General features: G+C 71.8%; 15 protein-coding genes. 5 read left to right on the top strand and 10 right to left on the bottom strand.

Annotated elements, in window-relative coordinates:
• Positions 1-12: 12 nt before the first annotated feature.
• A complete protein-coding gene (locus VA596_RS13655) occupies positions 13-1803 on the bottom strand; it encodes a sigma-70 family RNA polymerase sigma factor (protein ID WP_323326856.1) in 1791 nt (596 codons plus the stop codon).
• A gap of 148 nt (positions 1804-1951) precedes the next feature.
• On the opposite strand from VA596_RS13655, the gene VA596_RS13650 reads away from it, so the two are divergent.
• Entirely contained in the window at positions 1952-2392 is a 441-nt protein-coding gene (locus tag VA596_RS13650) for a GbsR/MarR family transcriptional regulator (protein WP_323326854.1), read from the top strand.
• Positions 2389-3204: a class I SAM-dependent methyltransferase gene (locus VA596_RS13645; RefSeq protein ID WP_323326853.1), complete on the top strand. Its 816-nt coding sequence runs from the start codon at positions 2389-2391 to the stop codon at positions 3202-3204. The genes VA596_RS13650 and VA596_RS13645 overlap by 4 nt, the downstream gene beginning before the upstream one ends.
• Here the strand turns inward: VA596_RS13645 and VA596_RS13640 are convergent.
• From VA596_RS13640 to VA596_RS13625, 4 genes are all read right to left on the bottom strand, one after another.
• Positions 3194-6604 (bottom strand): glycoside hydrolase family 3 C-terminal domain-containing protein, encoded by a 3411-nt coding sequence (locus VA596_RS13640; RefSeq protein WP_323326851.1) that lies wholly within the window; start codon positions 6602-6604, stop codon positions 3194-3196. The two genes, VA596_RS13645 and VA596_RS13640, sit on opposite strands and share 11 nt — an antisense overlap.
• The gene (locus tag VA596_RS13635; protein ID WP_323326849.1) at positions 6601-10491 is read right to left on the bottom strand and encodes a family 78 glycoside hydrolase catalytic domain; all 3891 of its coding nucleotides are present in this window, start codon (positions 10489-10491) and stop codon (positions 6601-6603) included. The genes VA596_RS13640 and VA596_RS13635 overlap by 4 nt, the downstream gene beginning before the upstream one ends.
• Before the next feature lie 160 nt (positions 10492-10651).
• The gene (locus tag VA596_RS13630; protein WP_323326847.1) at positions 10652-11002 is read right to left on the bottom strand and encodes a TraR/DksA C4-type zinc finger protein; all 351 of its coding nucleotides are present in this window, start codon (positions 11000-11002) and stop codon (positions 10652-10654) included.
• Positions 11003-11034: 32 nt separating this feature from the next.
• A complete protein-coding gene (locus VA596_RS13625; RefSeq protein WP_323327752.1) occupies positions 11035-11850 on the bottom strand; it encodes an SDR family NAD(P)-dependent oxidoreductase in 816 nt (271 codons plus the stop codon).
• A gap of 56 nt (positions 11851-11906) precedes the next feature.
• On the opposite strand from VA596_RS13625, the gene VA596_RS13620 reads away from it, so the two are divergent.
• Positions 11907-12548 carry a TetR/AcrR family transcriptional regulator gene (locus VA596_RS13620; protein WP_323326845.1) on the top strand — a complete coding sequence of 214 codons (642 nt, stop codon included), beginning with the start codon at positions 11907-11909 and terminating at the stop codon, positions 12546-12548.
• A 32-nt stretch (positions 12549-12580) separates the two neighbouring features.
• Here the strand turns inward: VA596_RS13620 and VA596_RS13615 are convergent, their stop codons facing one another.
• Positions 12581-13204 carry a TetR/AcrR family transcriptional regulator gene (locus tag VA596_RS13615; RefSeq protein ID WP_323326843.1) on the bottom strand — a complete coding sequence of 208 codons (624 nt, stop codon included), beginning with the start codon at positions 13202-13204 and terminating at the stop codon, positions 12581-12583.
• Positions 13205-13285: 81 nt separating this feature from the next.
• Between VA596_RS13615 and VA596_RS13610 the strand changes: the two genes are divergently transcribed.
• Positions 13286-13882 carry a hypothetical protein gene (locus VA596_RS13610; RefSeq protein ID WP_323326841.1) on the top strand — a complete coding sequence of 199 codons (597 nt, stop codon included), beginning with the start codon at positions 13286-13288 and terminating at the stop codon, positions 13880-13882.
• A gap of 186 nt (positions 13883-14068) precedes the next feature.
• Here VA596_RS13610 and VA596_RS13605 read toward each other — a convergent pair whose 3' ends face one another.
• Positions 14069-17464: a TM0106 family RecB-like putative nuclease gene (locus VA596_RS13605; protein ID WP_323326839.1), complete on the bottom strand. Its 3396-nt coding sequence runs from the start codon at positions 17462-17464 to the stop codon at positions 14069-14071.
• A 147-nt stretch (positions 17465-17611) separates the two neighbouring features.
• On the opposite strand from VA596_RS13605, the gene VA596_RS13600 reads away from it, so the two are divergent.
• Positions 17612-19456, top strand: a complete 1845-nt coding sequence (locus VA596_RS13600) for a glycoside hydrolase family 5 protein (RefSeq protein WP_323327750.1) — start codon at positions 17612-17614, stop codon at positions 19454-19456.
• Between the two features lie 21 nt (positions 19457-19477).
• On the opposite strand, the gene VA596_RS13595 is transcribed toward VA596_RS13600, so the two are convergent.
• The 3 genes from VA596_RS13595 to VA596_RS13585 form a co-directional block, all read right to left on the bottom strand.
• Entirely contained in the window at positions 19478-21052 is a 1575-nt protein-coding gene (locus VA596_RS13595) for a succinic semialdehyde dehydrogenase (RefSeq protein ID WP_323326837.1), read from the bottom strand.
• A gap of 13 nt (positions 21053-21065) precedes the next feature.
• Positions 21066-22694, bottom strand: a complete 1629-nt coding sequence (locus tag VA596_RS13590) for a GMC family oxidoreductase (RefSeq protein ID WP_323326835.1) — start codon at positions 22692-22694, stop codon at positions 21066-21068.
• A 101-nt stretch (positions 22695-22795) separates the two neighbouring features.
• A complete protein-coding gene (locus tag VA596_RS13585; protein ID WP_323326833.1) occupies positions 22796-23386 on the bottom strand; it encodes a TetR/AcrR family transcriptional regulator in 591 nt (196 codons plus the stop codon).
• Between the last annotated feature and the right edge of the window lie 82 nt (positions 23387-23468).

The raw sequence follows: 23468 nt of genomic DNA, 5'->3' as shown, positions 1-23468 counted from the left end.
CGGCCGGCCCGGTTACCCGGCGAAGTCCTGGGTCAGCCACACCGAACCGCGGGCGTCACGGGTGACGGAGATGCCGACGCGGGTGAACGACGTGCTGAGGATGTTGCGGCGGTGGCCGTCGTCCGGCGGCTTCTCGTCGTGCATGCTCTGGGTCAGGCCGAGCGCCATCCGCGCGATCGGGTCGGTGGCGTCGGCGACCGGGCCGCCGGTGCCGACGTTCTCCCCGGCCGAACTCCACTGCGCACCGGCGGCGTGCTCACGGTCACCGAAGGGCGCCTCGCCAGGGCACTGGTGCGACAGGCCGCAGTTGTCGGCCATCGCCCGGTTGTGCGCGGCGGCGCTGGTGACCAGCGCGGGATCCATCCGCAGCGGAGGCAGGCCCGCGGCGGCGCGCTGGTCGTTGATCATGGCGAGGACACGTTCGGCGGGTGTTGCGACGTGCGGTGGGGTGGAGGTGGGGTCTGGCGCTTTCGGTTGTGGCGCAGTGGATTGCGCTTCGGTCGTTGGTGTCGTTTCGGTGCTCGCGACCGGCGGGGTGGTCGGGGTCGTGACCGGCTCGGTGACCGGCTTCGGGGCGACTTGGGAGGTACCCCCGGCGAGCGCAGCGGGCGGCTGGATCGGCTGGTCGGGCTGGGCAAGACCCACGACCCCGGCCACCCCGAGGACGCTGACGATCGCGGCACCGGCGGCCGCAAGGAAGGGCTTCGAGGCGAGAAGCCGGGCGAGGGAACCAGCGGCCACAGCACCACCGGCGGCAAGGACACCAGCGCCCGCGACGGCGGCCGGACTTGCCGCGACGGCAGCACCACTTCCGGCGCCGGCAGCAACACCTCCCCCGGCGGCAGCACTTCCTGCGCCACCCGCACCAGCAGCCATGCCTGCCCCAGTGGCCACACCACTCCCGGCGGCGCCAGTCCCAGCGGCACCGCTCGCGGCCGCGCCGCCACTGGCGCCACCGGCGGCACCAAGAGCGCCGCTCCCGGCTGGACCGGAGACCAGGTCACCCAGGTTGGCCAGCAACTGCGGCAAGTACCCGAACGGAAGCACCAGCAAAGCCGCACCCGTAAGAATCCGCTCCACTGGCACCGCGTCGTCCGTCTCGTGGCGGCAACGCTCGCAGTCCTCCACGTGCCTCAGGAAACGCTTGCGCCACAACGCACTCGGGCGGCCTGACCAGCCCTCCGAGGCCCCGATGAGCGCCGCGCAGCCCGGCTCCGCGGCCAGCGCGCGCACCAATGGCCGGACCGCTTCCAAACGCGTCTTCAGCCTGCTCACCCGGACCGTCACCAGGTGGGCGTCCAGGCGCAGGGCCTCGGCCACCTCCGTGCGCGTGAGGTGACCCGCGCGCTCGAGGGTCCAGAGGGCCAGCAGCTCGCGGTCCGCCGGGTCGAGCCAGCGGGCCGCCTCGTCGACCTCCCGTCGCTGTTCCGCGATGTGCAGGCGCGCCAGGGCGATGTCGGTGAACTCGGCGTCGGGGTCCGGGCGCTCGTCGTACTCCGCCAGCGGGGCGGGGGCCGCGCTGCGGCGGCGGTGGTGCTCGCGGATCTGGTTGATCGTCACCGCGACCAGCCACGACCGGAAGCGGCTCGGCTCCCGCAGGTTCTCGATGCCGCGCAGGACGCGCAGCATCGTCTCCTGCACCACGTCGTCGACGTCGGCGTCCGAGGTGAGCGCGCGGCCGGCGATGCTGTAGACCAGCGGCAGGTAGGCCGCGACCAGGGCGTCGAGCGCCGCACGGTCCCCGGCCCGCGCGGCGGTCACCTGCGCCACGTCTGCCTGAGCCAGCCGCTTCTGACCGATCACGTCCCCACCCTCACTCCGCCGACGACTTTCCCGTACGTCCAGGAGACCGGGCCCGCCCATCCTGGATCACAGAAACCACGCCTGCGAGTGACCCGGGTCACAATCGGCTCGTGTTACAGTCATGACTGTAATGACTGAAGGTAGGAACATGACCGACGAGGAAGCCTGGGTCGAGCAGGTCTCGGCCTTCTTCGCGCGCCAGGAAGGGCTGCCGCCGATCACCGGGCGCATCCTCGGCTGGCTGATGATCTGCGAGCCCCCGGAGCAGTCCGCGGCCGACATCGCCGCCGGGATCAAGGCGAGCCGCGCGTCGATGACGGCGAACATCCGCTCGCTCACCGCCACCGGGCTGGTCCGCCGCTACACCCGGGCCGGTGACCGCACCGCCTACTACCGCCTCGACGACCAGGGCTGGGAAACCGCCGTCCGCCGGCGCATCGAAGGCATGAGCGCGTTCGAAGACGTCCTCGAACGCGGCCTCGACCTCGTCGGCCCCGAAGCCGAACGCGCGTCCCGGCTGCGCGCCGCCCGATCCGTCTACCACTGGGTCGGCTCGCTCCTGCGCCCGGAGAACGGAGAACCCCGATGACCGAACAGGTCCGCCTGAGCCAGGAGAAGGAAACCCTGCTGATGGCGCTGTACCTGCGTGCCCTCGACAACCGCCGCCGGACGCCGATCCTGGGCGACCGGTTCGCACAGGACGTCGTCGACCGGATCGACTACGACTTCGGCCGCCTCGGCAACCTCAAGGGCAACGCGCCGCTCATCGCGACCCGCGCCCGGCAGTTCGACGCGTGGACCCGCGACTTCCTCGACGGCCATCCCGACGGCCTCGTGCTGCACCTGGCCTGCGGCCTCGACAGCCGCCCGCTGCGCATCGACCGCCCGGCGACGGCCCAGTGGATCGACGTCGACTACCCCGACGTCATCGAACTCCGCCAACGCCTCTACGGGCCGATCGACGGCGTCCGCGCCCTCGGCTCGTCGGTCATCGAAGAAGCGTGGTGGGACGAGGTGCCCACCGACCGCCCCGCCCTGGTGCTGGCCGAGGGGCTGCTGATGTACCTCGCGCCGGACGACGTGGACCGGCTGGTCGACCGGGCGCTGCGGCACTTCCCCACCGGACGTCTCGTCTTCGACGGCGTGGCGCCGTGGGTCAAGACGGTCGCCGGGATGCAGCCGTCCATGCGCCGGGCCGACACCGGCTTCCGCTGGGCGATGCCCGCGCCGGAAGCCTTCGCCAAGAAGCACCCGCCGCTGCGGCTGCTCGACGAACGCTCGGCCGTCGACCTCATCGCCGGGCACCAGAGCGCCGCGGCCCGGGCGGTGACGCGGGCCCTCGCCCACGTCCCGCCGGTCCGCGACGCCATGCGGTTCCTGCGCTACGGCTTCACGAGCTGAACGCCGTCGCGAAGACGTGCAGCTGCTTGTTCGACGGCAGCGTCAGGTACGCGACCTGTTTCGACGCCGTCAGCGGCACGGAAGCCGCGTAAAGACTCACCTTCTGGTCGTGCGGGTACGTACTTCCCGCGGGCCGGTTCCAGTACGGCGTCGTCGCCACGAGCACACAACCCGGGACGGCCTGGTTGGCGTACCAGTCCGCGACCGTCAGCGTCGAGGTCGACGTCGTCCCGTCGGTGTACGTCACGGTGACCGGGCCGCTCTGGGTACCGTTCGTCCCGGTCGTGAGCAACGCCAAAGCCGATCCTGAGCCGCTCACCGTCACGCTCTGGCCGGCCGTGGTCACCGTGTCCGGCTGCCCGGCCGGGACGTCCGGCCAGGTGAACGTCGCCGCGCCGCTCGTCACCGAGCCGCCCGGGTGGACACCGACCGAGTCCAGGGCCTGCGCGGAGAAGCTGAAGCCCGCGCCGTCGAGGTTGCCCGGCGCCGGGTTCGCGTCGTCGGTGACGCCGACGTCCGTATAGGCCGCCGCCAGGTTCGGGTAGGCGACCTGCGTGCTCGCCGTGCCCCGGACCGAGCCACCCGCGTACCGGGTGACGGCGGACAGCGTGACCGGGCCGGGCGCAGCTGATGCGCCGACCGTCACCGTCCAGGTGGTCGCCGCCGACTCCCCCGGCCGGACCGTCCGCGCGACGGCCGGGGTGCGCGGGGTCGCCTTCCAGCCCGCCGGGACGGCCAGGCTCGTCACGGCGTCGTGCACGGTTTCGGTGGCGCCGTTGGTGAAGGTGGTCGTCACCGACAGGGTCTTGCCGGGCGCCGCGATCGCGGGCACGGCCACCTTGGTGAACCGCGGCCCGGTGGTGTGGTCGACGCGGAAACCGCCCGACAGCGGGAGGTTCCGCGACGAGTCGCCGACCCGGACGGTGTACTTCCCGACGCCCAGTTCCCACGCGTGCGCGTCGGTGCTCCAGTACGACGCGTCCTGCGCGGTCAGCTCGAACCGGACCCGCTGCGTCTGGTGCGGCTGAAGATCCACCTTCTGGAAGCCCTTGAGCTGGTTGACCGGCTCCCCCGTGGACGCCGGATCGCTCAGGTACAGCTGGGCGACCTCGGCGCCCCGCCGCGCGCCCGTGTTGGTGACGTCGGCACTGACCGAGATCCGGCCGTTCTCGCGCAGGGTGTCGCCGTCCACCCTCAGGTTCGAGAACCGGAAGTTCGTGTACGAAAGCCCGAAACCGAAGGGGTACAACGGAGTCAGGTTCTTCCGGTCGTACCAGCGGTAGCCGACGTCGAGGCCCTCGGAGTACTGGACCTTGCCGTCGACACCGGGCCACTGCTGCGGTGTGGACGCCGGAACCTGGCCGAGGGACGCCGGGAACGTCACCGGCAGCTTGCCGGACGGCGCGACGTCGCCGAAGAGCAACGACGCGATCGCGTTGCCCGCCTCCTGACCCGGGTACCACGCTTCGAAGACGCCCTTGACCTTCGCCAGCCACGGCATCGTCACCGCGGAGCCGGTGTTGAGCACGACGACGGTGTTCGGGTTGGCCGCCGCGACGGCGTCGATCAGCTTGTTCTGGTCGGCGGGCAGATCGATGTCGTCCAGGTCGCCGCCCTCGGACTCGTAGTCGTTGGCGTAGACGACCGCGACGTCGGACTTCGCGGCGAGCGCGGCCGCCTGGCCGACGAGGTCCTCCCCCGGCGGCAGCCAGCCGAGGCTCACCGAAGCGTCCCCGCCGGCCTGGTAGTAGTCGACCTCTACCGGCACCGGCTGGCCCGCGGTCAGCGGCACCTGCGCGGTCTTGGTCTGCGCGCCGTGGTCACCCCAGTTGTCGATCACCTGCTGGCCGTTGACGAGCAGGCGGCTGCCGTCGTCGCTGGTCAGGCCGAGGGTGTACGTCCCGGTCGCGGGCGCGGTGAGCGTGCCGGTCCACTTGGCCGAGAAGTTCGTCGCGGGCACGCCCGGCGCGGGCGCCCCGCTGAAGGTGAACGCGACCTGCGGATCGGTGCGGGTCACCACCGGCGTCCCGGACGAGTCGGTGTTCGCGTAGTAGTCGCCCTGCAGCCCGCTGCCGGTGCCCGACGGCGGCTTGAGCGCACTGCTCTCGATCGGGGGCAACGCGCTGCCCGTGCCGAGGTTGCCCTGCGCGTACTCGACGTCGATGCCCGAGCCCGCACGCGCCTTGATGCCGTCGAACGGCGTGACCGTGCCGGTACCGGCGATGTGCGCGCTGCCGCCGCCGGAGCTGAGCGTGTTCTTGCCCGCGCCGTCGCCGATCACCGCGACCGAGTGCAGCTTGTGCGCGTCCAGGGGCAGCAAGCCGCTGTTCTTCAACAGGACCGTGCCGTCCTCGGCGGCCTTCTTGGCCACCGCCAGGTGCCCCGCGGTCGAGGCGGCCGCGTCCGGGGTGTCGGCCGACGGGTGGTCGAACAGCCCGAAGCGGAACTCCTCACGCAGGATGCGGGTGACCATGTCGTCCACACGGGACTGCGGCACCTGTCCACTTTGGACGGCCGTCTTCAGCGTGGCGCCGAAGAAGTCCTGGCCGGGCATCTCCATGTCCATCCCGGCGTTCGCCGACGGCGCCGCGCTGTGCGTGGCACCCCAGTCGGACGTGATGAAGCCGTCGAAGCCGAAGTCCTGCTTGAGGATGTCGTTGAGGTAGGGGTTCTCGCAGGCGTAGGTGCCGTTGATCGAGGAGTACGAGCACATCGCCGACGACGGCTTGGCCTGCGCGACGACGTTCCCGAACGCGCTGGTGTAGATCTCGTGCACGGTCCGGTCGTCGATCACCGCGTTGTCGGCGGTGGTGTTGCGGTTGGCCTCCTGGTTGTAGACGGCCCAGTGCTTCACCTGCGCCATCACACCCTGCGACTGGACGCCGTTGATGTCCGCGGCGCCCATCTGCCCGGCCAGGTACGGGTCCTCGCTGTAGGACTCGAACGCCCGGCCCCAGCGCGGGTCACGCACGATGTTGATGGTCGGGCCGAGGTCGACGTCGACGCCCTTCGTCTTGTCCTCGGCGCCGATCACCGACCCGTAGGTCTTGGCCAGCCCCGCGTCGAAGGACGCGGCGACGGCGGACGCGGCGGGCAGCTGCGTGGTGTTGCCCAGGTTCACGCCCAGCGGGCCGTCCTCCATCTTCAGCGACGGGATGCACAGGCGGTCGTCGCCCGCGACGCGGCCGGTGTAGCCGCCGGCGGCGGTGCCGTGCACCATCGAGATCTTCTCGTCGAGCGTCATCTGCCCGAGGACCTGCGCGACCCGCTTGTCCACGGGCGCGTGGGACCCCACCCACGGACAAGCAGAAGGCGAAGCGGGCGCGGCCTCGGCCGCTGCGGGGACGGTCGTGCCGGTGATCAGCACGGCCGCGATCAGGGCTGCTCCACGCCGTTTCACGGCGTCACCTCCGCGATCCTCGTGAAACTGTTCTGCGCGGCCGCGACGGCGATCCGCACCTGGGTCGTGGTCACCGGCGCCGGGAACGGGATCCACCGGTAGACGGCGGTGTTGCCGGTGACGTGCACCTGGTCGGCCCACTGGGCGCCGTCCCAGGTCTGCACGGTGAAGTCGGTCGGGACGCCGTCCGGGTGGGACGCGAAGCCGACGCCGGTCAGCGTCGTCGCGGCGGGCGCCATGACGGTGAGCGTGTCCGGGTACTGGCTGTCGGTGTCGTCGTTCCAGAACGTCGCGAGGTCGTGGTCGATCGCGTTCGACGCGACGTAGGTGCGGGTCGCGCCGTTGACGATGTTCGGCGCATGCTCGCTCGACGCCGTGGCCGTCGTGCCGCTCGCCCAGCTGCCGAACACGGGCACGTTCACGGTCGTCTTCACGACGTCGCCGCGAGGTGGCTTCACGGTCAGCGTCACCGGGTACAGCCCGCTCTTGGCGTCGGCCGGGACGGTGATCCGCACGCTGCCCGGCGTCTCGGAGGTGGCCGGGGTCAGCGGGATCGCGGTCGTCGTGGCGGTCCAGCCCGCGGGTACCTGCGCGCCGAGGGTCGCCTGACCGGCCACAGTGGACCGTCCTTCGACGACCACCGGGATGTCCCCGCTGCCGCCCGCGGTGATGGCCGCGGGTGTGCCCGTGGTGAGGGCGAGCCGGGTGAACGGCGTGCGCGGCGGCGTCACGGTGAACGTGTAGTCGCCCGAACCTGCGGTCAGGGTGAGCGTCTCGTCGTCGGCCCGGCCGACGCTCAGCCCGGGGTCGGCCTGGGCGGCGTGGCCGTCGGCGAAGATCGTCCGCCCGTTCTCGCGCACGGACGACTGCTTGCCACCCAGCAGCGGGAGCCGGATCGTCGCCTTCGCGCCGACCGGAATCGTGGCGTGGTAGGTGATCGTGCTGCCGTCGCGCTGCCACGAACTGGAGACGGTGCCCCGCACGGTCTGCTGCTGCGCCGTCACGTGGGTGAGGTTCCCGGCGACGGCCGGGGCGAGGGTGAACTCGCGCCAGCCGGGGCTGCCGGGCTGGATCCCGGCCAGCTGCTGCTGGAACCACTGGCCGATCGCGCCGCCGAGGCCGATGTGGTCCTTCGACGACGTGCCGTCCGGCGCCGACGAGTTGTCCCACTTCTCCCAGATGGTCCCGGGACCTTGGTTCACCATGTAGCCGAAGCTCGGGTAGTCGGTGCGTTGCGCGATGGCGAGCGCGACGTCGTTGCGCTGGTACTTGCCGAGCGCCTGGAACACCAGGGTGGTGCCGACGAACCCGGTCGTGACATGGTTCTGGTGCGACGCGATGTCCGCGACCAGCCGGTCCACTGTGGACTGCTCGCGGCCCGCCGGGACGAGGCCGAACGCGAGCGGCAGGGCGTAGGACAGCTGCGTCCCGGTACCGAAGACGCCAGTGTCGGCGGAATAGAACCGCTTGAGGAAGCCCGTCGCGATCTGCCCGGCCAGAGCGTTGTACTTGGTGGCGTCGGCCTGCTTACCGAGGGCTCCGGCCATCTTCGCGAGCAGCTGCGCGTCGAGGTAGGAGAAACCGGTCTGGAAGTAGCCGTGCGGCGTACTGACCGTCGAAAGCCAGTCGTCACCCCAGGACGTCGGCGGGTTCACGACGACGTGGTCGGCGTCGCTGATCGTGCCGAGGTACCCGACCCACGCCTTGACGTCGTCGTAGTGCGTGGCCAGCAGCTGCGAATTCCCGTACTGCGTGTAGGAGTCCCAGATGATCTGCGGGTAAGCGGTGCCCCACGCGGGGTCGGTCGCCCAGTCGGTGCGGCCGTTGACCGGCGCGACCGAGGGCAGGCTGCCGTCGGCGTTCCGGCTGGTCACCATGTCGCCGAGCCACTTCGCGTAGAACGCCTGCATGTCGAAGTTGGCCATCGCCTCCTGGTCGGAGTCGGCGGCGTCGCCGAGCCAGCCGTGACGTTCCCGGGTCGGGCAGTCCATCTGGATCGACTCGAGGTTGTTCAGCTGGGTCTGCGTGACGGCGGCCTGGATCTTGTCGAGGCCCGGGTCCGAGGTGCCGAACCGGCCCGTCGAGGCGACATCGGTGTGGATCTCCTGCGCGGTCACGGTGACGGCCGCGTCGTCGGGCACGCCGGTCAGCTCGGCGTAGCGGAAGCCGGCGTAGTTGAAGTGCGGCAGGTACGTCTCGGTGCCGGTGCCGCGGAAGGTGTAGTGGTCGGTCTGCCGCGGCGGCTCGGAGCCGTTGAAGCTGATGTTCGCGGTCGAGACGCGGCCGTTCGCGTCGAGGATCTCGCCCTTCTTCAGCGACGCCGTCGTGCCGGCCGGCAGGGCGGCCCGCAGCGTCGCCTGGCCGGTGCGGTTCTGGCCGAAGTCGTAGACGCGCACCCCCGGCGCGGGCCGGGTTTCCTTGACCGGCTGGTGGTTCGCGACGATCCGGGACGGCGGGGTGGTGTCGGGCAGCAGCCGGGTGACCCCGCTGTCGACCACCGCGGGATGCGGGCCGTAGACGCCGATCTCGGCCAGCCGGAAAGTGCAGCTCGTGCCGACGCAGGCGAGTTTCGTCGCGGTCACCCGCACGTACCGGCCGGTGACGTCGGCGGGCAGGGTGACGGCCGCGGTGCCCGGGTTGGGCTGGTCGGCGTCCGTGCGGTGGGCGACGGTCGTCGCGGTGGCGAACGCCGGGTCGTCGCTGACCTGGACCCGGTAGCGCACCGGGAAGCCGGCACCGACGACGTCGCCCGAGGTGTCGTTGGTCGGCCGGGCCGGGAACAGCGCCACCGAGCCGATCTTCTGCGCCGAGCCGAGGTCGGCCTGCGCCCACTTCGTGCTGTCGGCGGTGGACGCGATGGCGGAGTGGTAGCCCTCCGACACGTCGCTCGAGCCGTCGATGCCGTCGGTCGCGGCCGCCGGGGACCAGCCGCAGCAGGTGGTCGTGTCGAGCGCGGTGACCGGCTTGCCCTGCGCCAGGCTCTGGCGGTGCGACGCCGGGGCGACGGCGCGCGCGGCGGGCCACGCGCTCGCGTCGAACCCGGCGGTGTCCCAGCCCGCGATCTCCTTGCGGGCGTCGTAGGTCTCGCCGTAGTAGAAGTCGTCACCGGTGACCGGGCCCGCCTGGGTCTTCCAGTCGGCGCCGGTGCCGAAGCGCGCGGTCGAGCCGTCGGCGTAGGTGACGTTCAGCTGGGCGACGAGGGCCGGGCGCCCGCCGTACTGGCCCTTCCCGGCCATGAACGCGAGCGCGTTGCGGCCGGGCTTGACGAGGTTAGTGACGTCGAGGTCGCGGTAGAGGACGCGGGCGGCGTAGTCGGTCACCGCGGAATCGAGCGCCCGGTCGGGCTGGACGCGGGCGCCGTTGAGGTGCGGCTCGGCGACCCCCTGCGCGCCGACGTACAGCCGGGCGCGGGCGACGGGCTTGCTGACGTCGAAGGTGCCGCGGACGAGCGCGCCGTCGTCGGCCTGCAGCCACCACGCGGTCCAGTCGGCGGGCCGGAGCAGGCCCGTGTCGAACTTCGCGGGCGCCGACCACGACGACGTCCGGCCTTCGCTGTTCCAGGTGCGCACCGACCACTGGTAGGTGCGGTCGCTGTCCAGGGCGGGCCCGGTATAGGCGACGTCGACCGAATTGCCCGACACGACCCGCCCGGAGTCCCAGTGGGACCGGGGGCCGTCGACGCGGATTTCGTACGCCGTCTGGGTTTCCGCGCGTCCGGCGTCGTTCACCGTCCACGCGAACGTCGGCTGCGGACCGGCGGCCAGGACGTTCGCCGTCTGGCCGTCGGCCCGCAGCGCGCTCGGCGGTTGCGGGCCGCCGTGCGCGGGCTCGGCGCTCGCGGCCGTGGCGGGCACGACTGCCGCGGCGAGCGCGAGCGCGACGATCACGGCCCGTCTCTTCGTTGAGGTTCCCAGCCGGCGCATGAACGTCTCCTGACGTAATAAAACGTTTCAATCAGCCGAGGGACTGTCTACAACCTCCGTCGCGGGGAAACAAGAAACGGTGTCGATCCTGTCCGGATCACGCCGAAGAAGACACTCGAACAGCTCAGCGCGCCTTGTTCGCGCAGCCGATGCAGATGCGCGTCGCCGGGAGGGCGGCGAGCCGCTCTTCCGCGATCGGCCCGCCGCAGCGTTCGCAGGTTTCGTAGGTGCCGGCGCGCACCCGCCCGGCGGCGCGGTCGAGATCCGCCAGGTCGTCCTCGGCCTGCCGCAGGAGGGCCTGGACCTGGGCCCGCTCGAACGCGATCGTGACGCCTTCCGGATCGTGCTCGTCGTCGTTGCTGGTGAACTCCGACGCCTCGACGATCCCGTCGCGCTGCCGCGCCAGCGACGCGGCCAGCCGCGCGGTTTCGTCGGCGGCCCGCGCGATCAGCTCCAGCGCGACGGGCTCGTCCATGCCCCCAGCCAACCACGGACGAGGCCGGTCCGTCAGCCGAACGCGGCCTGGGCCAGCGGCTCCCACTCGCGCCAGGTCGCCAGCCGCTCCTGGTACTCGGCCTCGACCGCGGCGAACGACTTGCCGAAGAACACCCGCTGCGGCGGCTTGTCCGTGTCGGCCAGCTCCAGCAGCGGCCCGCGGGTCGCCTTGGGGTCGCCCATGTCCCACTCGATCCGGCCCGTCTCGCGGACGTCGTCGTAGTCCGGGTTCGGCTCGCTGGTCCGGACGCTGCCGCCGCCGAAGTCCGTGCGGTACGGGCCGGGCTCCAGGCAGATGACGTCGATCCCGAACGCCGCGACCTCCTGCCGCAGGGACTCCGAAAGCCCTTCGACCGCCCATTTCGACGCGTGGTAGGCGCCGATGCCGGGGAACGCGCGGATGCCGCCCTCGCTGGTGACCTGGATGATCCGGCCGCGGCCCTGCCGGCGCATGACCGGCAGCGCGGCCTGGGTCAGCCAGAGCGTGCCGAAGAAGTTCGTGTCGAGCTCCGCGCGGATCTCCGCCTCGGTGAGCTCCTCGACCATGCCGAAGTGCCCGTACCCGGCGTTGTTGACGAGGACGTCCAGGCTCCCGAACTTCGCCACTGTCGCTTCGACGGCTTCAGCCGACGCGGCGCGGTCGGTGATGTCCAGCCGCAGCGGCAGGACGGCGTCGCCGTACCGCTCGACGAGCGGGCGGAGGCTTTCGACGTCACGCGCGGTGGCGGCGACGCGATCGCCCCGCTCGAGGGCTGCCTCGGCCCACTCGCGGCCGAAGCCCTTCGACGTTCCCGTGATCAGCCAGCTCTTCGTCTCATTTCGCTGCATCATGACGCAACAGTAGCATGGACTGCATTAATATGGCGAGTGGTAGTGTTCCGGTCATGATCGCCGGAGACAGCCGCCGTGAGCGCAAGAAGGCCCAGACCCGGGCCGCCATCCAGGAAGCGGCCTTGGAGCTGTTCGTCAGCCAGGGCTACCGGGAGACGACGATCGCGCAGATCGCGGCGCGCGCGGACGTGGCGACCCGCACGGTCACGCTCCACTTCCCGGCCAAGGAAGACCTGCTCTTCGCCGACGACCCGTTCGCCCCGGAGTCGCTGGCCCGATGCCTGCACGAGCGAAAGTCGGACACCTTCGCCGTACTCCGGGACTGGATGCACACGACGATGCGCGCGCTCGACGCGAGCGACCTGGAGCAGGAGCCGGACCCGGCGCAGCTGTGGCGCCGCCGAGCCCTGCGAGCCCAGCTCCTCATGGAGGACGACGACCTACGAGGCCGAGCACGGGCCGGGTATCGCGACCTGGAGTTGTTGGTGGCGAAGGGGATCGGCTCGGACATCGGGCTGCCGGCGGATGCGCTGATCCCCCGGCTCGCGGCGGTCACGGTGGTGGCGGGTCTGCGCGAGATCTACGTGACGCGGGAGGGTCGAGCGAAAGCCCAGTCGGCGGCCAGTGAGCTTTCCGGGTTGGTCGATCAGGTGCTTGCTTTCGCGGAGGCCGGGGTCCGCAACGCCGGGATGTGACTACCTGCGATGCACCCAATCGCCGCGCGACGCTACGCGTCTTCCTTGCGGGCCAAGCCATTGCGATAGAGGTCGACCGTGGCGACGTTCCAGCGGTCCAGCTGTGCGGGCGTGTAGAACGGTTCCGGTAGCTGGCGGCTGATCGCCGGTTCCAGCAGGACGCTGGCCAGGTTGAACACCGCCGCGTGGATCGCTGCCCAGTCCCGGTCCGCTTCCGGCCGCAGGGCGCCCGCGCGGTCCAGTGGGGCCAGCCAGCTCGTGCGGGCGATGCCGACCAGTGCGTCGAATCCTCTCGCCGCTGCGGGGTCGCCGTCGATCATGGCTCGGGCCAGGTAGCGCAGGGCCAGTGCGTTGTCGCGGACCCAGGCCGTCGTGGCGTCGCCCAGGCCCGGCCAGGCCTCGTCACCCTCGCTTCGCTCGGCCAGCTCGCGGGAGAACTCCGCCATGACGTCGAGGATGTACTCGTCGACCGCTTCGCGCAGGCGGGCCTTGGTGCCGAAGTGGTGCTGCACCAGGCCCGGGGACACGCCCGCGGCCGCGGCCACGTCGCGGATCGACGTCGAGGCGACGCCACGGGCGGCGAAGCCCTCCAGGGCGGCGTTGCGGATTCGGGCGTAGGTGGTCAGATCGGACTGCCTGGCCGGGATCTGGGGCATCTTCGTACGGTAAACCATACGTTGCACCTGACCGACGATACGTGTGTATTGTTCTTGGTACTTACGTATTGGAGGCACTCCATGGGGATCACCAGGCTCGCCGCGGCCCTCGCCGTCTCGCCGGCCATCACCCGTCAGGCCCGGCGCGACGCCGCGTTCGCCCGCGGCGACTTCCGCGTCTGCCAGCCCTGGTACGACGGGCCCGCCGAGAGCACCGGACGCGTGCTGATCAGCGTCAACGAATACCGGCCGCACAGCATCAAGGACGTGGTGGGGATCGGCCGCGCGGCCGAGGCGCTCATCCGGGACGAGGTGCTCGCCAACCCCGGCGCGGCCGGCATCATGAGCGCCTTCGGCCCGCGGCGCCGGATCCTGTACTCACTGTCGGTCTGGACCAGCGAGGACGCGCTCAAGGAGTTCACGATCGCCCCGGCGCACCGCGAGATCATGCGCCTCTACCGGGCGCGCGGGTACCTGCGCCACCTCCACTGGTGGGACACGCACCGGTCGATCGGCGCGTCGATGCTCGAGGCGACCCGGCGCCTCGACCGGGGCGAGGGACGCCGCGTCGGCGACGCCCGCGACCCGTGGGCTCGTGCGGACCAGGCCCGTCTCACCGAGCTTGGTACGACCCCGGCCGCGCCGATCTGGCGCTCCGGAGGACGCCGGGCCGGCTGAGAACCCCGGCCGGCGCCGGCAGCGGGGAGGCCACGCGCTGACGGTGTCAGTCCTCCCCTCGACGAGGTCGAGTGGTTCGCGTCCCCGTCGGACCTCTGCCGCGCCTCCGCGGGGCTCCCCCGCGAGCCGTGTCCGACCCGGAGTCCACTTTGGACACGCTCCCCCTGACCGCCGAAGCGCAGTCGGTCATCCGCGGGGCGTTCCACCTGCCGGCGTGACCGGCCAGGGGCCGGCGCCGGTCATCAGGCCGATCATGCCCGCGACGAGCCGCATCTGGTCCACCGTCCGGATGTCGGCCTCGACGAGCCTCGGCGAGCACACGAGGATCGCCAGCGCCTGGGCCCGTGACAGAGCCACGTTGAGCCGGTTGCGGGAGAGCAGGAAGTCCAGCCCGCGCGGCAGGTCGACCGCCGACGACGACGTCATCGTCGTGATCACCACCGGCGCTTCCTGGCCCTGGAACCGGTCGACGGTACCGACCCGGACCCCGGGGAACCCGGCGTCGGCCAGGGCGCGCGTCACGGTGCGCGCCTGCAGGTTGTACGGCGCCACCACGACGATGTCGGCGTCGCCGAGGGGCCGGGACGTCCCGTGGTCCGTCCACAAGCGACCGTGCAGGCCGGCGACGATCGCCGTGACGGCCGCGGCTTCCTCGACCGAGCGCGTCGTGTTGCCGTGGTGGTCGACCTCGGCCAGGTACAGGCCCGCGTCGACGCCCTCGATGGCACGCTCTGCTGCCGAGGGGTGCGCGTGGAGGCGGCCCGCGTAGGACAGGTTCGACACCGGCTCGCACACGGCCGGGTGCATCCGCCGGGTCTCGTCGAGGAAGTAGCCCAGCGACGGCGGCATGATGTCGGCCTCGCCGATCAGGTGCCCCAGCGCCGACGCCTCCGCGCCCGCCGGGTGCGTGCCCTGCACGACCTGCGGCAGCTGCTGCGGATCCCCCAGCAGCAGGACGTTCTTGGCGCACATCGACACCGCGAGCGCGTCGGCGAGGGCGAACTGCCCGGCCTCGTCGATGATCAGCAGGTCGAAGGGCTCTTCGCGGATCGCGGCGTTGGCGAACGTCCACGCCGTGCCGCCGACCAGGTGCCCGTTGTCGTGCTCCAGGCGCCAGTTCACCAGCGCCGGGTTGCTCTTCGGCTGCTCCCACGGCGCTTCCGGGTCCGGCGTCTTCTTGGCCCGCTTGGCGCACGGCAGCTCCGGCGCGCTCTTCATCGCCGCGCTCAGCACGTTTTCCACGGCCTTGTGGCTGTTCGAGGTGACCGCGACGGTCCGCCCGGCGCGCACGAGGTGGGCGATCAGCTTCCCGGCGAGGTACGTCTTCCCCGCGCCCGGCGGGCCCTGCACGGCGAGCGCCGACCCGTCGAGCTCGTCGACGGCCTCGATCACTGTGCGGACCAGGTCCTCCCCCGGCTCCGGCAGCGCGGCGCCGCCGAGCAGCCGTGGTGACGTCCGGCGGAGCAGGTCGACGCCGGGATGCCGCGGCAGCACCGGGAGCGCGTCGACGACCAGGCGGGCGAGATCGGCGACGGCCTCGTCCTTGGGCGACGGCCGCACCGGGCTGCCGGGCAGCACGGCGGCCGGGCGGTCGGCGGTGGTGGCGTCCGGCGCGCAGCTCTCCTCCAACGTCAGCTCCACGGCCGACGCGGCGACGACCTTGGCGTCGCGGGCGGTGTCGCCGTAGCGCAGCCGCACCTCGTCACCCGGGGCGAACGGGTGCGGCCGGTCCGGGTCGCACGTGAGCTGCAGCGTCCGCTTCGCCTTGCGGACGCGCCCGGCGGGCGGCACCCACTCCCCCGCCTCCAGCGCAACCGGCACCGCGCAGGCGGTGTCGACCTCGAGGTCGCCGAGCGGGGCGGCCAGCTGGCGGAAGTACTCCCACCAGGCGGGGTTGGTCTCGCGGCGGTGGTACCCGACCGACGCCGCCAGCAGCGCGCGGGCCCGCTCGTCGGGCGTGAAGTCGCCCGGGTCGTCCGGCAGCCCGTCGAGCAGCGGGTCGACCAGGGCGGCCAGCTGCGCGGCGCGTTCGGCCCGCCGCTCGGCGGCGACGTCCTCCTCGGCCTGGCGGATCAGCGCGTCCTCGGCGGACTCTTCGACCGGCTCCGGGAGGTCGATCCCGGCGTCGGCGCGGACCTGGTGGAGGAACTCGAACAGCCGCAGCGTCGAGACGCAGTCGTACTCGGTCGTGTCGGCGATCCCGCGCAGCACCTCGCCGGCGCGTTCCGGTTCGCCGGCCAGGGTCAGGTACTCCTCGTACGCCTCGACGTCCGAGACCGCGGTCTTGCCGCCCTCGCGCGCGCCGGGCATGTAGAGCGCCTCGAGGTAGCGGATCGAGTAAGACCGCTGCGACACGCGCAACGCCTTGCGCACCACCGCATGCAGGTCGACGACCGCCCCGCCGCGCAGCAGCTGGTCGACGGCCTCCTCGCGGGTGCCGTGCACCGCCGCGAGCCGTTTGATCGCGGTGACCTCGTACGGCGCGTAGTGGTAGACGTGCGAACCGGGGTGCTCGGCGACGCGGGCCGCGGCGAAGTCGACGAACTCCTCGAAGGCCCGCTTCTCCTGGGCGCGGCTGTGCGCCCAGAACGGCGTGAACTCCTGGCCGCCGTCCGTGGTGACCGCGCCGAAGAGGTACTCCAGCCCCTCGCCCGACAGCGCGTGCGGGTCGCCGGCCAGGTCGAGGAAGACGTCGCCGGGTGCGGGCGCCGGCAGGTCGGCCAGCGCGCCGGGGTCGACGATCTCGTAGGAGATGTCGCCGGTGGTGTCCTGCCGGACCTGGAGCGCAGCCTGGGCGCGCAGGGCCGCGAACGCCGTGACGGACAGGTCCCGCGGCCGGTCGGCCGGCCCGGCCGCGGCGAGCGCCTCGATCGTGCCCAGCCCGGCGGCGGTGAGCTTGCGACGCTGGTCGCCGCGCATCCCGGCGACGAGCGAGAGGTCGCGGTCGGCCTCGCGGGCCGTCGTGCAGTGCTGGGCGAACCCGCAGCCGGCGCAGGCCGGGCGTTCGTCCGCCCAGAGCTGGACCGGCAGGACCGCCGGCCGGCCGCGCAGCCGGGCCCGCAGGCGGTCGACCAGCGGCCGGAAGTCCGCGACCCGCAACGTCCGGGTGCCGCCGTCGGCCAGTCTGAGGTGCAGGTGCGGCCCGGCGGGCCACCCGGCCCGGCGCAGCGCGTCGGCGTACGCGGTCAGCTGCACCACGGCCGGGGGCTTCGCGAGCCGGGACGGCTTCGCGTCGTAGACCTCGTAGCGGCCTTCGCCGTCGCGCACCAGGAAGTCCGCGCGCCCCGAGAACTCGCCGTCGTCGAGGACGGCCCGGTGGATCACCGGGGCGCCCGACCGCAACGCCGCTTCCGTCGCCTTCGCCGCGGCGGCCTGGTCCCGGACGTCGATCTCGACCACCGCGCGGCCCTCGCCGCGGAACCGGGCGAGCATCGCCGCCGCGGCGGCGCGAGCCTGCCGGTCCGGCTGCCCGGGTGCGGCGGCGGGCCGTGGCGCGCCCGGCAGGTCCGCGGCCAGCGCCTGGTTCAGGACGCTGCGGTGCTCGCACTCGAGCAGGTCGGCGAGATCGGCTGGGGTGTGCATCGCTGGGCAGTCTGACACGCGCCGTTCGCCCGGTTGGAGCACACCGCCGCGACACGCCCACCAGGTCTGCCCGGGAGTGCGACTTCTGTACCCGCCTGACCGTATACAGCGGATCGAAACGCCGGTTAGCCTCCGCGCGTGAGGATCATGGGTGCTCTGCTCACCGCGCTGCTGACCGCCGGGCTCGTCGTGCCGATTGCGCTGCTGGCGCCGGATCCGGCGAAGGCCGACCCGGCTCCGTGGGTCGGCCCGCTCAGCACCAGCGGGCGCTACATCGTCGACGCGACGGGCAACCGCTTCAAGCTGAAGGCCGCCAACTGGCACGGTGCGAGCGGCACGTGGACCGGATCGGGTGACATCAACGACCCGGCGAACCACCACGCCGGCGAGATCGCCTACCAGACCCCGCTGGGCCTGGACCGCGCGTCGATCGACACCGTCATCGACGGGCTCGCGCAGCTGGGCCTCAACAGCGTCCGGCTGCAGTTCTCGAACGCGATGATCCACGACGCGAACCCGGTGCCGGACCTGCCGGCCAACCCGGACCTGCACGGCAAGACGCCGTTGCAGGTGTACGACCGGGTCGTCGAGCGGCTGACCGCGCGCGGGTTCGCCGTGATCCTCAACAACCACACCACGACGTCGCGCTGGTGCTGCGGCCTCGACGGCAACGAGCGCTGGAACACCGCGCAGTCCGAGCAGCAGTGGCAGGACGACTGGCTGTTCATGGCCCGCCGCTACGCCGCGAACAAGCGGGTGGTCGGCGCCGACCTGTACAACGAGGTCCGCCGGAACACCTTCGACGACCCGAACTGGGGCTGGGGCAACGACAAGGACTGGCAGCGCGCGAGCCAGCAGGTGGCCGACCGCATCCTGACCGAGGCGAACCGGGACCTGCTGATCATCGTCGAGGGCATCAACTGGACCGGCCTGCCCATCGACGGCTTCGCGCACGGCCGGCCCACGCTGGAGCCCGCCCGCACGCTGTCGCACACGCTCGTGGACTCGGGGAAACTCGTCTACTCGGCGCACTTCTACGGTTACACCGGCCCGAACCACTCCGGCGCGACCGGCATCGGCGAGACCCACGACCCGCGGTACCGCGACCTCTCGCCGCAGGAGCTGCGCGACACCCTGTACCGGCAGGCGTTCTTCGTCGAGCAGGACACCGGCAAGCACTACACCGCACCGCTGTGGATCAGCGAGTTCGGCGAGGGCCGCAACACGACCGACCCGGCGTCGCGCACGTTCTTCGAGAACTTCGTGAACTACCTCGCCGAGACGGACACCGACTTCGCCTACTGGCCTGCGGTGGGCTTTCAGACCAACGGCGTCGGCGACGGCTGGTCGCTGCTGGCCTACGACAGCGCGGGCCGCCGCATCGACGTCCTCGACGGCACCGACTGGCGCGGTCCGGCGTGGCAGCGGCTGGTGAACGCGCCGTCCCGGACCGGGGCGATCCCGGCGGCCGAGCACTGGTCGATGCTGAACCTCGACTACGGCGACTTCCAGGAGTCCCGCGCGGTCCGGGCTCAGCCGGACTGGGATTCGGGCGCGCGCAAGGGGGCCTGCCCCGACGGCCAGCGCCTCACCGGCCTCGCGCACACCGGCGGCCGCGGCCTGTGCACCGGCACGCTCCCGGCTCCCGCCGGCTACACCGTGGTCCGCGACGAGTCCTATGTGGACACGGACTGGGCGTCGGGGTACACGAAGGCGCAGTGCCCGCCCGATTCCGCCGTCGTCGGCTACAGCGTCCGCGGCGCCGCGGTTTCCGCCGTGCTGTGCGGGAAATCCGCCACCCCGCTCGGCCGCACCGGCCGCACGGTCTGGTTCGACCGCGGCGACAACCGGCCACCGGGCGACCTCGGCGGCGACTTCGCTTCGGGCAACTACAAGGGCCAGTGCGCGCCGGGCGAGTACGTCGCGGGCGTCGCCTACACCGGCCGCATCGGCTCGAGCCGAACCCCGGACGCGCTGCTCTGCCGCTCCTGACCAGGTGCGCGACGGGCCGGGCTAGCGGATGCGGAACCTGCGCATCATCTTGAGCCCGGAAAGCATGCCCTCGACGTACTTTTCGTAGGTCTGACCGGGCCGCGGGCCCATGACCTGCTTCTTGAGCAGGGCCATGTTCTGCACGTCGGTGTACTTGAGCAACCCCTGGTCACCGTGGCGGGCGCCGACCCCGGAGCTCTTGACCCCGCCCGACGGCGTGCCCTTGGCCGCGTACGCCGTCGCGAGGATGTCGTTGATGTTGACGTTGCCGGATTCGAGGCGGGCGGCCACGGCGCGCGCGGCGTCGAGGTCGCGGCCCCAGACCGAGGCGTTGAGGCCGTAGTCGGTGTCGTTGGCCAGCGCCACGGCCTCGTCGACGGTGCCGTACTTGTGCAGTGCGACAACGGGTCCGAAGGTTTCGGTGACGCCGCAGAGCATGTCCTTCGTGACGCCTTCGAGGATCGTCGGCTCGAAGAACGCCGGGCCGAGGTCGGGCCGCGGCTTGCCGCCGCAGAGCACGGTGGCACCCTTCGCGACGGCGTCGTCGACGTGCGCCTTGACGCGGTGCATGTGGTCGACGGACACGAGCGAGCCCATGTCGGGGCCGAAGTCGTAGGCCGCGCGCACGTCCAACGCGAGAGCCTTGGCCACGAACGCCTTGGCGAACTCGTCGTAGCGGGACTCCGGCAGGTAGATCCGCTCGATGTGCATGCAGATCTGGCCGGTGTTGCCGAACGCGCCGAACACCGCGCCCTGCGCGGCTTCCGCGAGGTCGGCGTCCTCCAGCACGATCATCGGGTTCTTGCCGCCGAGCTCGAGGCAGCAGCCGATGAGGTTGCGCCCGGCCCGCTCGCCGATCACCCGGCCGGTGGCCGTGGAGCCGGTGAACATCACGTAGTCGGCGTGGTCGATGAGCGTCGGGCCGACGTCCGGGCCCTCGCCGCACACCACCTGGAACAGCCCCTTCGGCAGCCCGGCCTCCTCCAGCAGCTCGATGCCGTAGAGCGGCGAGAGCGCCGTCTTGTTGTCGGGCTTCAGCACGACCGCGTTGCCGGCCATCAGCGCCGGGATCGCGTCGGAGATGCCGGTGGCGAACGGGAAGTTCCACGGCGCGATGATGCCGACGACACCCTTGGGCTGCCGGATCTCGGTCGAGGTGGTCAGCAGCGGCACCGGCCCGCCGCGGCGGGTGGGCGCCAGCAGCTTCGCGGCCCGCCGGAGGTAGTGGCTCATCACCATCGCCGGGTCGCAGGTCTCCTCGATGGCCATCCGCCGGTTCTTGCCGCTCTCGGCCTGGATGAGGTCGGCGACGGCCCGCGCGCGGTCGACGAAGAGCGTGTGCGCGCGCTTGAACACGGCCAGCCGCTGCTTGAGCGGGGTGGCGGCCCACGCGCGCTGCGCCTCGCGGGCGACGGCGAACGCCTGCTCGATGTCGGCCGGGGTCGACTGCGGCAGCTCGGCGAGCGTGTCCCCGGTGTAGACCTCGGTGAGCTTCCAGGTCGTGCCGGACGAGCCCGGCACCCTGGCGACGAGCCGCCGCAGGAACGCGTCGGTGACCGACGCCGGGCGGGTGAGCTCGAGCGGGGTGAGGGTCATGGTCCGCTCCCGGTCAGTGGCCTGAAAGGACGAGTCGCGCGCCCATCTCGCCGATCATGATGGCGGGCGCGTTGGTGTTGCCGCCGGTGATCGACGGCATGATCGAGGCGTCGCAGACCCGCAGGCCCTCGACGCCGCGGACCTTGAGGTCGGGGCTCACGACCGAAAGCTCGTCGACGCCCATCCGGCAGGTGCCGACCCCGTGGTAGACCGACGTCGCGCGGTTGAGGATCGCGTCGCGCAGCGCCTGGCCCTTCAGGTCCTTGCCCGGGTGGATCTCCTCCTTGACCGCGCCGTTGAACGCGCCCGAGGCGAAGATCTCGCGCGCCATCTCCGAACCCTCGCCGAGCACTTCGAGGTCGGCCGGGTCGGCCAGGTACTGGAAGTCGATGAGCGGAGCGGCCTTCGGGTCGCCCGACGCGAGTCGCAGGGTGCCGCGGCTCTTCGGGTAGATCAACGTCGTCAGCACGGTGAGCGCGGTGCGCGTGTCGACGTCGTGCCGGATCGGCGCGTCCTGGTTGGGCGAGACGTACGCCCACGGCAGCAGGTGCAGCTGGAGGTCGGGGATCTTGCCGGCCTGGGACGTCTTGAGGAACGCGACCGCCTCGAAGACCGAGTTGGCCAGGAAGGTGGTGCCGGGCCGGAGCAGCTCCTTGACGAGCCCGCGCGCGAAGTACGACGGCCGTCCGGTGTTCTTGCTCGACGTCACGTGGAAGGTCAGCGCGTGGAACATGTGGTCGTGCAGGTTGTCGCCGACCGGCAGGTCCGCGAGGACGTCGATGCCGTGCTCCCGCAGGTGCTCGGCGTGGCCGACCCCGGACAGCATGAGCAGCTGCGCGGAGCCGACGAACCCGGCGGAGAGGATGACCTCCTTGCCGGCGCGGACCGTGCGCTGCGTGCCGTCGGCGTCGACGACCTCGACGCCGGCCGCGCGGCCGTTCTCGATGACGACCTTCTTGGCCAGGACGCCGGTCTGCAGCTGCAGCGTCGGCGGTGCGAGGTGGTGGAGGTAGCCGCGCGAGGCGCTGTAGCGGAGGCCGTCGGCGGCGTTCTGCTGCATCCGGCTGACCCCCTCCTGCGACTCCGCGTTGTAGTCGTCGAGGATCTTGCAGCCGATGGTGTCGGCGGTGGCCTGGAGGAACTGCAGCGCGCCTTCCTGCGGGATCTTGTTGCGGGTGACCCGGATCGGCCCGCCCGCACCCCGGAAGGCGTTCTCGCCGTCCTCGAAGTCCTCCATCCGCTTGTACGCGGCGTTCACGCTGTCGGCGTCCCAGCCGGTGTTGCCCTCGGCGGCCCACGAGTCGAAGTTGGCGCGGTTGCCGCGGACGTAGACCATGCCGTTGATCGAGCTGGAGCCGCCGACGACCTTGCCGCGCGGCACCGGCATCCGGCGATCGAGAACGTGTTTCTGCGGCACCGAGTACAGGCCCCAGTCGAACGGCTTCTTGAGCTGGGGCACCGCGTGCATGGGCCCGACGAGCCCCGGCTTCTTGATCATGAGCTTCTCGTCGGTCTTGCCCGCTTCGAGCACGATCACGCTGGCGCCCGATTCCGCCAGCCGTCCCGCGATCGCGGCCCCCGAACTGCCCGACCCGACGACCACGTAGTCGGCTTCGTCGCCGCGCGGCGCCCTGTTCGCCATGTCCGCTCCTCGGTCCGGCCCGCCACCCAGAAACTGTAACCTGTTCTAGTTCTCGGGCAACCGTATAGCGTTCCCTCCCCGTCCGCAACGACCTCGTCGCCTCAGCGGGGCAGCAGGCCGCGCACGAGACTGCGCAAGGTCCCCGCCACGACGTCGTCCGGCGACCGGCCGGCGATCATGCCGCCGGTGATGATCGACGCGAGCCCCTGCAGGGTGGCGAGCACGGCCATGGCCACGCGATCGGGGTCGTCGTCAACGATCTCGCCGCGCTCCCGGGCCCCGTCGATGAGCGCGACGGGTGCGGCGAAGGTCCGTTCGTTGGCTTCGAGCAGCTCCGGTCGCGCCGGGTTGTCCTTGTGCGCGAACACCAGGGCGAGCAGCGCCGGGCACCGGGTCGCGAAGCCGACGTAGACCTCCGCGAACGCGGTCAGGCGCTCCTCGAAGCCGCCGCTCGCCCGGCCGAGGCCCGCGTCGAGCTCGTCACCGAGGCGCCGCAGCCCGCGCAGCACGAGGGCGTCCAGCAAGGCCTGCTTGTCGGCGAAATGCTGACGCGGCGCGCTGTGGCTGACCCCGAGTTCGCGCGCGAGCCCTCGCAGCGACAGCCCGGCCACGCCGGATTCCTCGAGGGTGCGTTCGGCCAGGTCCAGCAGCTCGGAACGCAGGTTGCCGTGGTGGTACGGGGCTTCGGCCATAGCCGGAGTGTAGTCACCGCCCACAATGTAGTCGTTGACAACATTGTGGGCACTGCCTACTTTGAAAGGAGACCCACGAACC

The sequence above is a fragment of the Amycolatopsis heterodermiae genome, from assembly GCF_034929455.1.
GTDB lineage: Bacteria > Actinomycetota > Actinomycetes > Mycobacteriales > Pseudonocardiaceae > Amycolatopsis > Amycolatopsis heterodermiae.
The sequence above is the reverse complement of the archived record's forward strand: the minus strand, read 5'-3'. Positions and strand labels throughout refer to the sequence as shown.

Coding starts and splice junctions, on each gene's coding strand:
- VA596_RS13650 (WP_323326854.1), top strand. CDS start 1,952: ATGACCGACGAGGAAGCCTGGGTCGAGCAGGTCTCGGCCTTCTTCGCG.
- VA596_RS13645 (WP_323326853.1), top strand. CDS start 2,389: ATGACCGAACAGGTCCGCCTGAGCCAGGAGAAGGAAACCCTGCTGATG.
- VA596_RS13630 (WP_323326847.1), bottom strand. CDS start 11,002: ATGGACGAGCCCGTCGCGCTGGAGCTGATCGCGCGGGCCGCCGACGAA.
- VA596_RS13625 (WP_323327752.1), bottom strand. CDS start 11,850: ATGCAGCGAAATGAGACGAAGAGCTGGCTGATCACGGGAACGTCGAAG.
- VA596_RS13620 (WP_323326845.1), top strand. CDS start 11,907: ATGATCGCCGGAGACAGCCGCCGTGAGCGCAAGAAGGCCCAGACCCGG.
- VA596_RS13615 (WP_323326843.1), bottom strand. CDS start 13,204: ATGCCCCAGATCCCGGCCAGGCAGTCCGATCTGACCACCTACGCCCGA.
- VA596_RS13610 (WP_323326841.1), top strand. CDS start 13,286: ATGGGGATCACCAGGCTCGCCGCGGCCCTCGCCGTCTCGCCGGCCATC.
- VA596_RS13605 (WP_323326839.1), bottom strand. CDS start 17,464: ATGCACACCCCAGCCGATCTCGCCGACCTGCTCGAGTGCGAGCACCGC.
- VA596_RS13600 (WP_323327750.1), top strand. CDS start 17,612: ATGGGTGCTCTGCTCACCGCGCTGCTGACCGCCGGGCTCGTCGTGCCG.
- VA596_RS13595 (WP_323326837.1), bottom strand. CDS start 21,052: ATGACCCTCACCCCGCTCGAGCTCACCCGCCCGGCGTCGGTCACCGAC.
- VA596_RS13590 (WP_323326835.1), bottom strand. CDS start 22,694: ATGGCGAACAGGGCGCCGCGCGGCGACGAAGCCGACTACGTGGTCGTC.
- VA596_RS13585 (WP_323326833.1), bottom strand. CDS start 23,386: ATGGCCGAAGCCCCGTACCACCACGGCAACCTGCGTTCCGAGCTGCTG.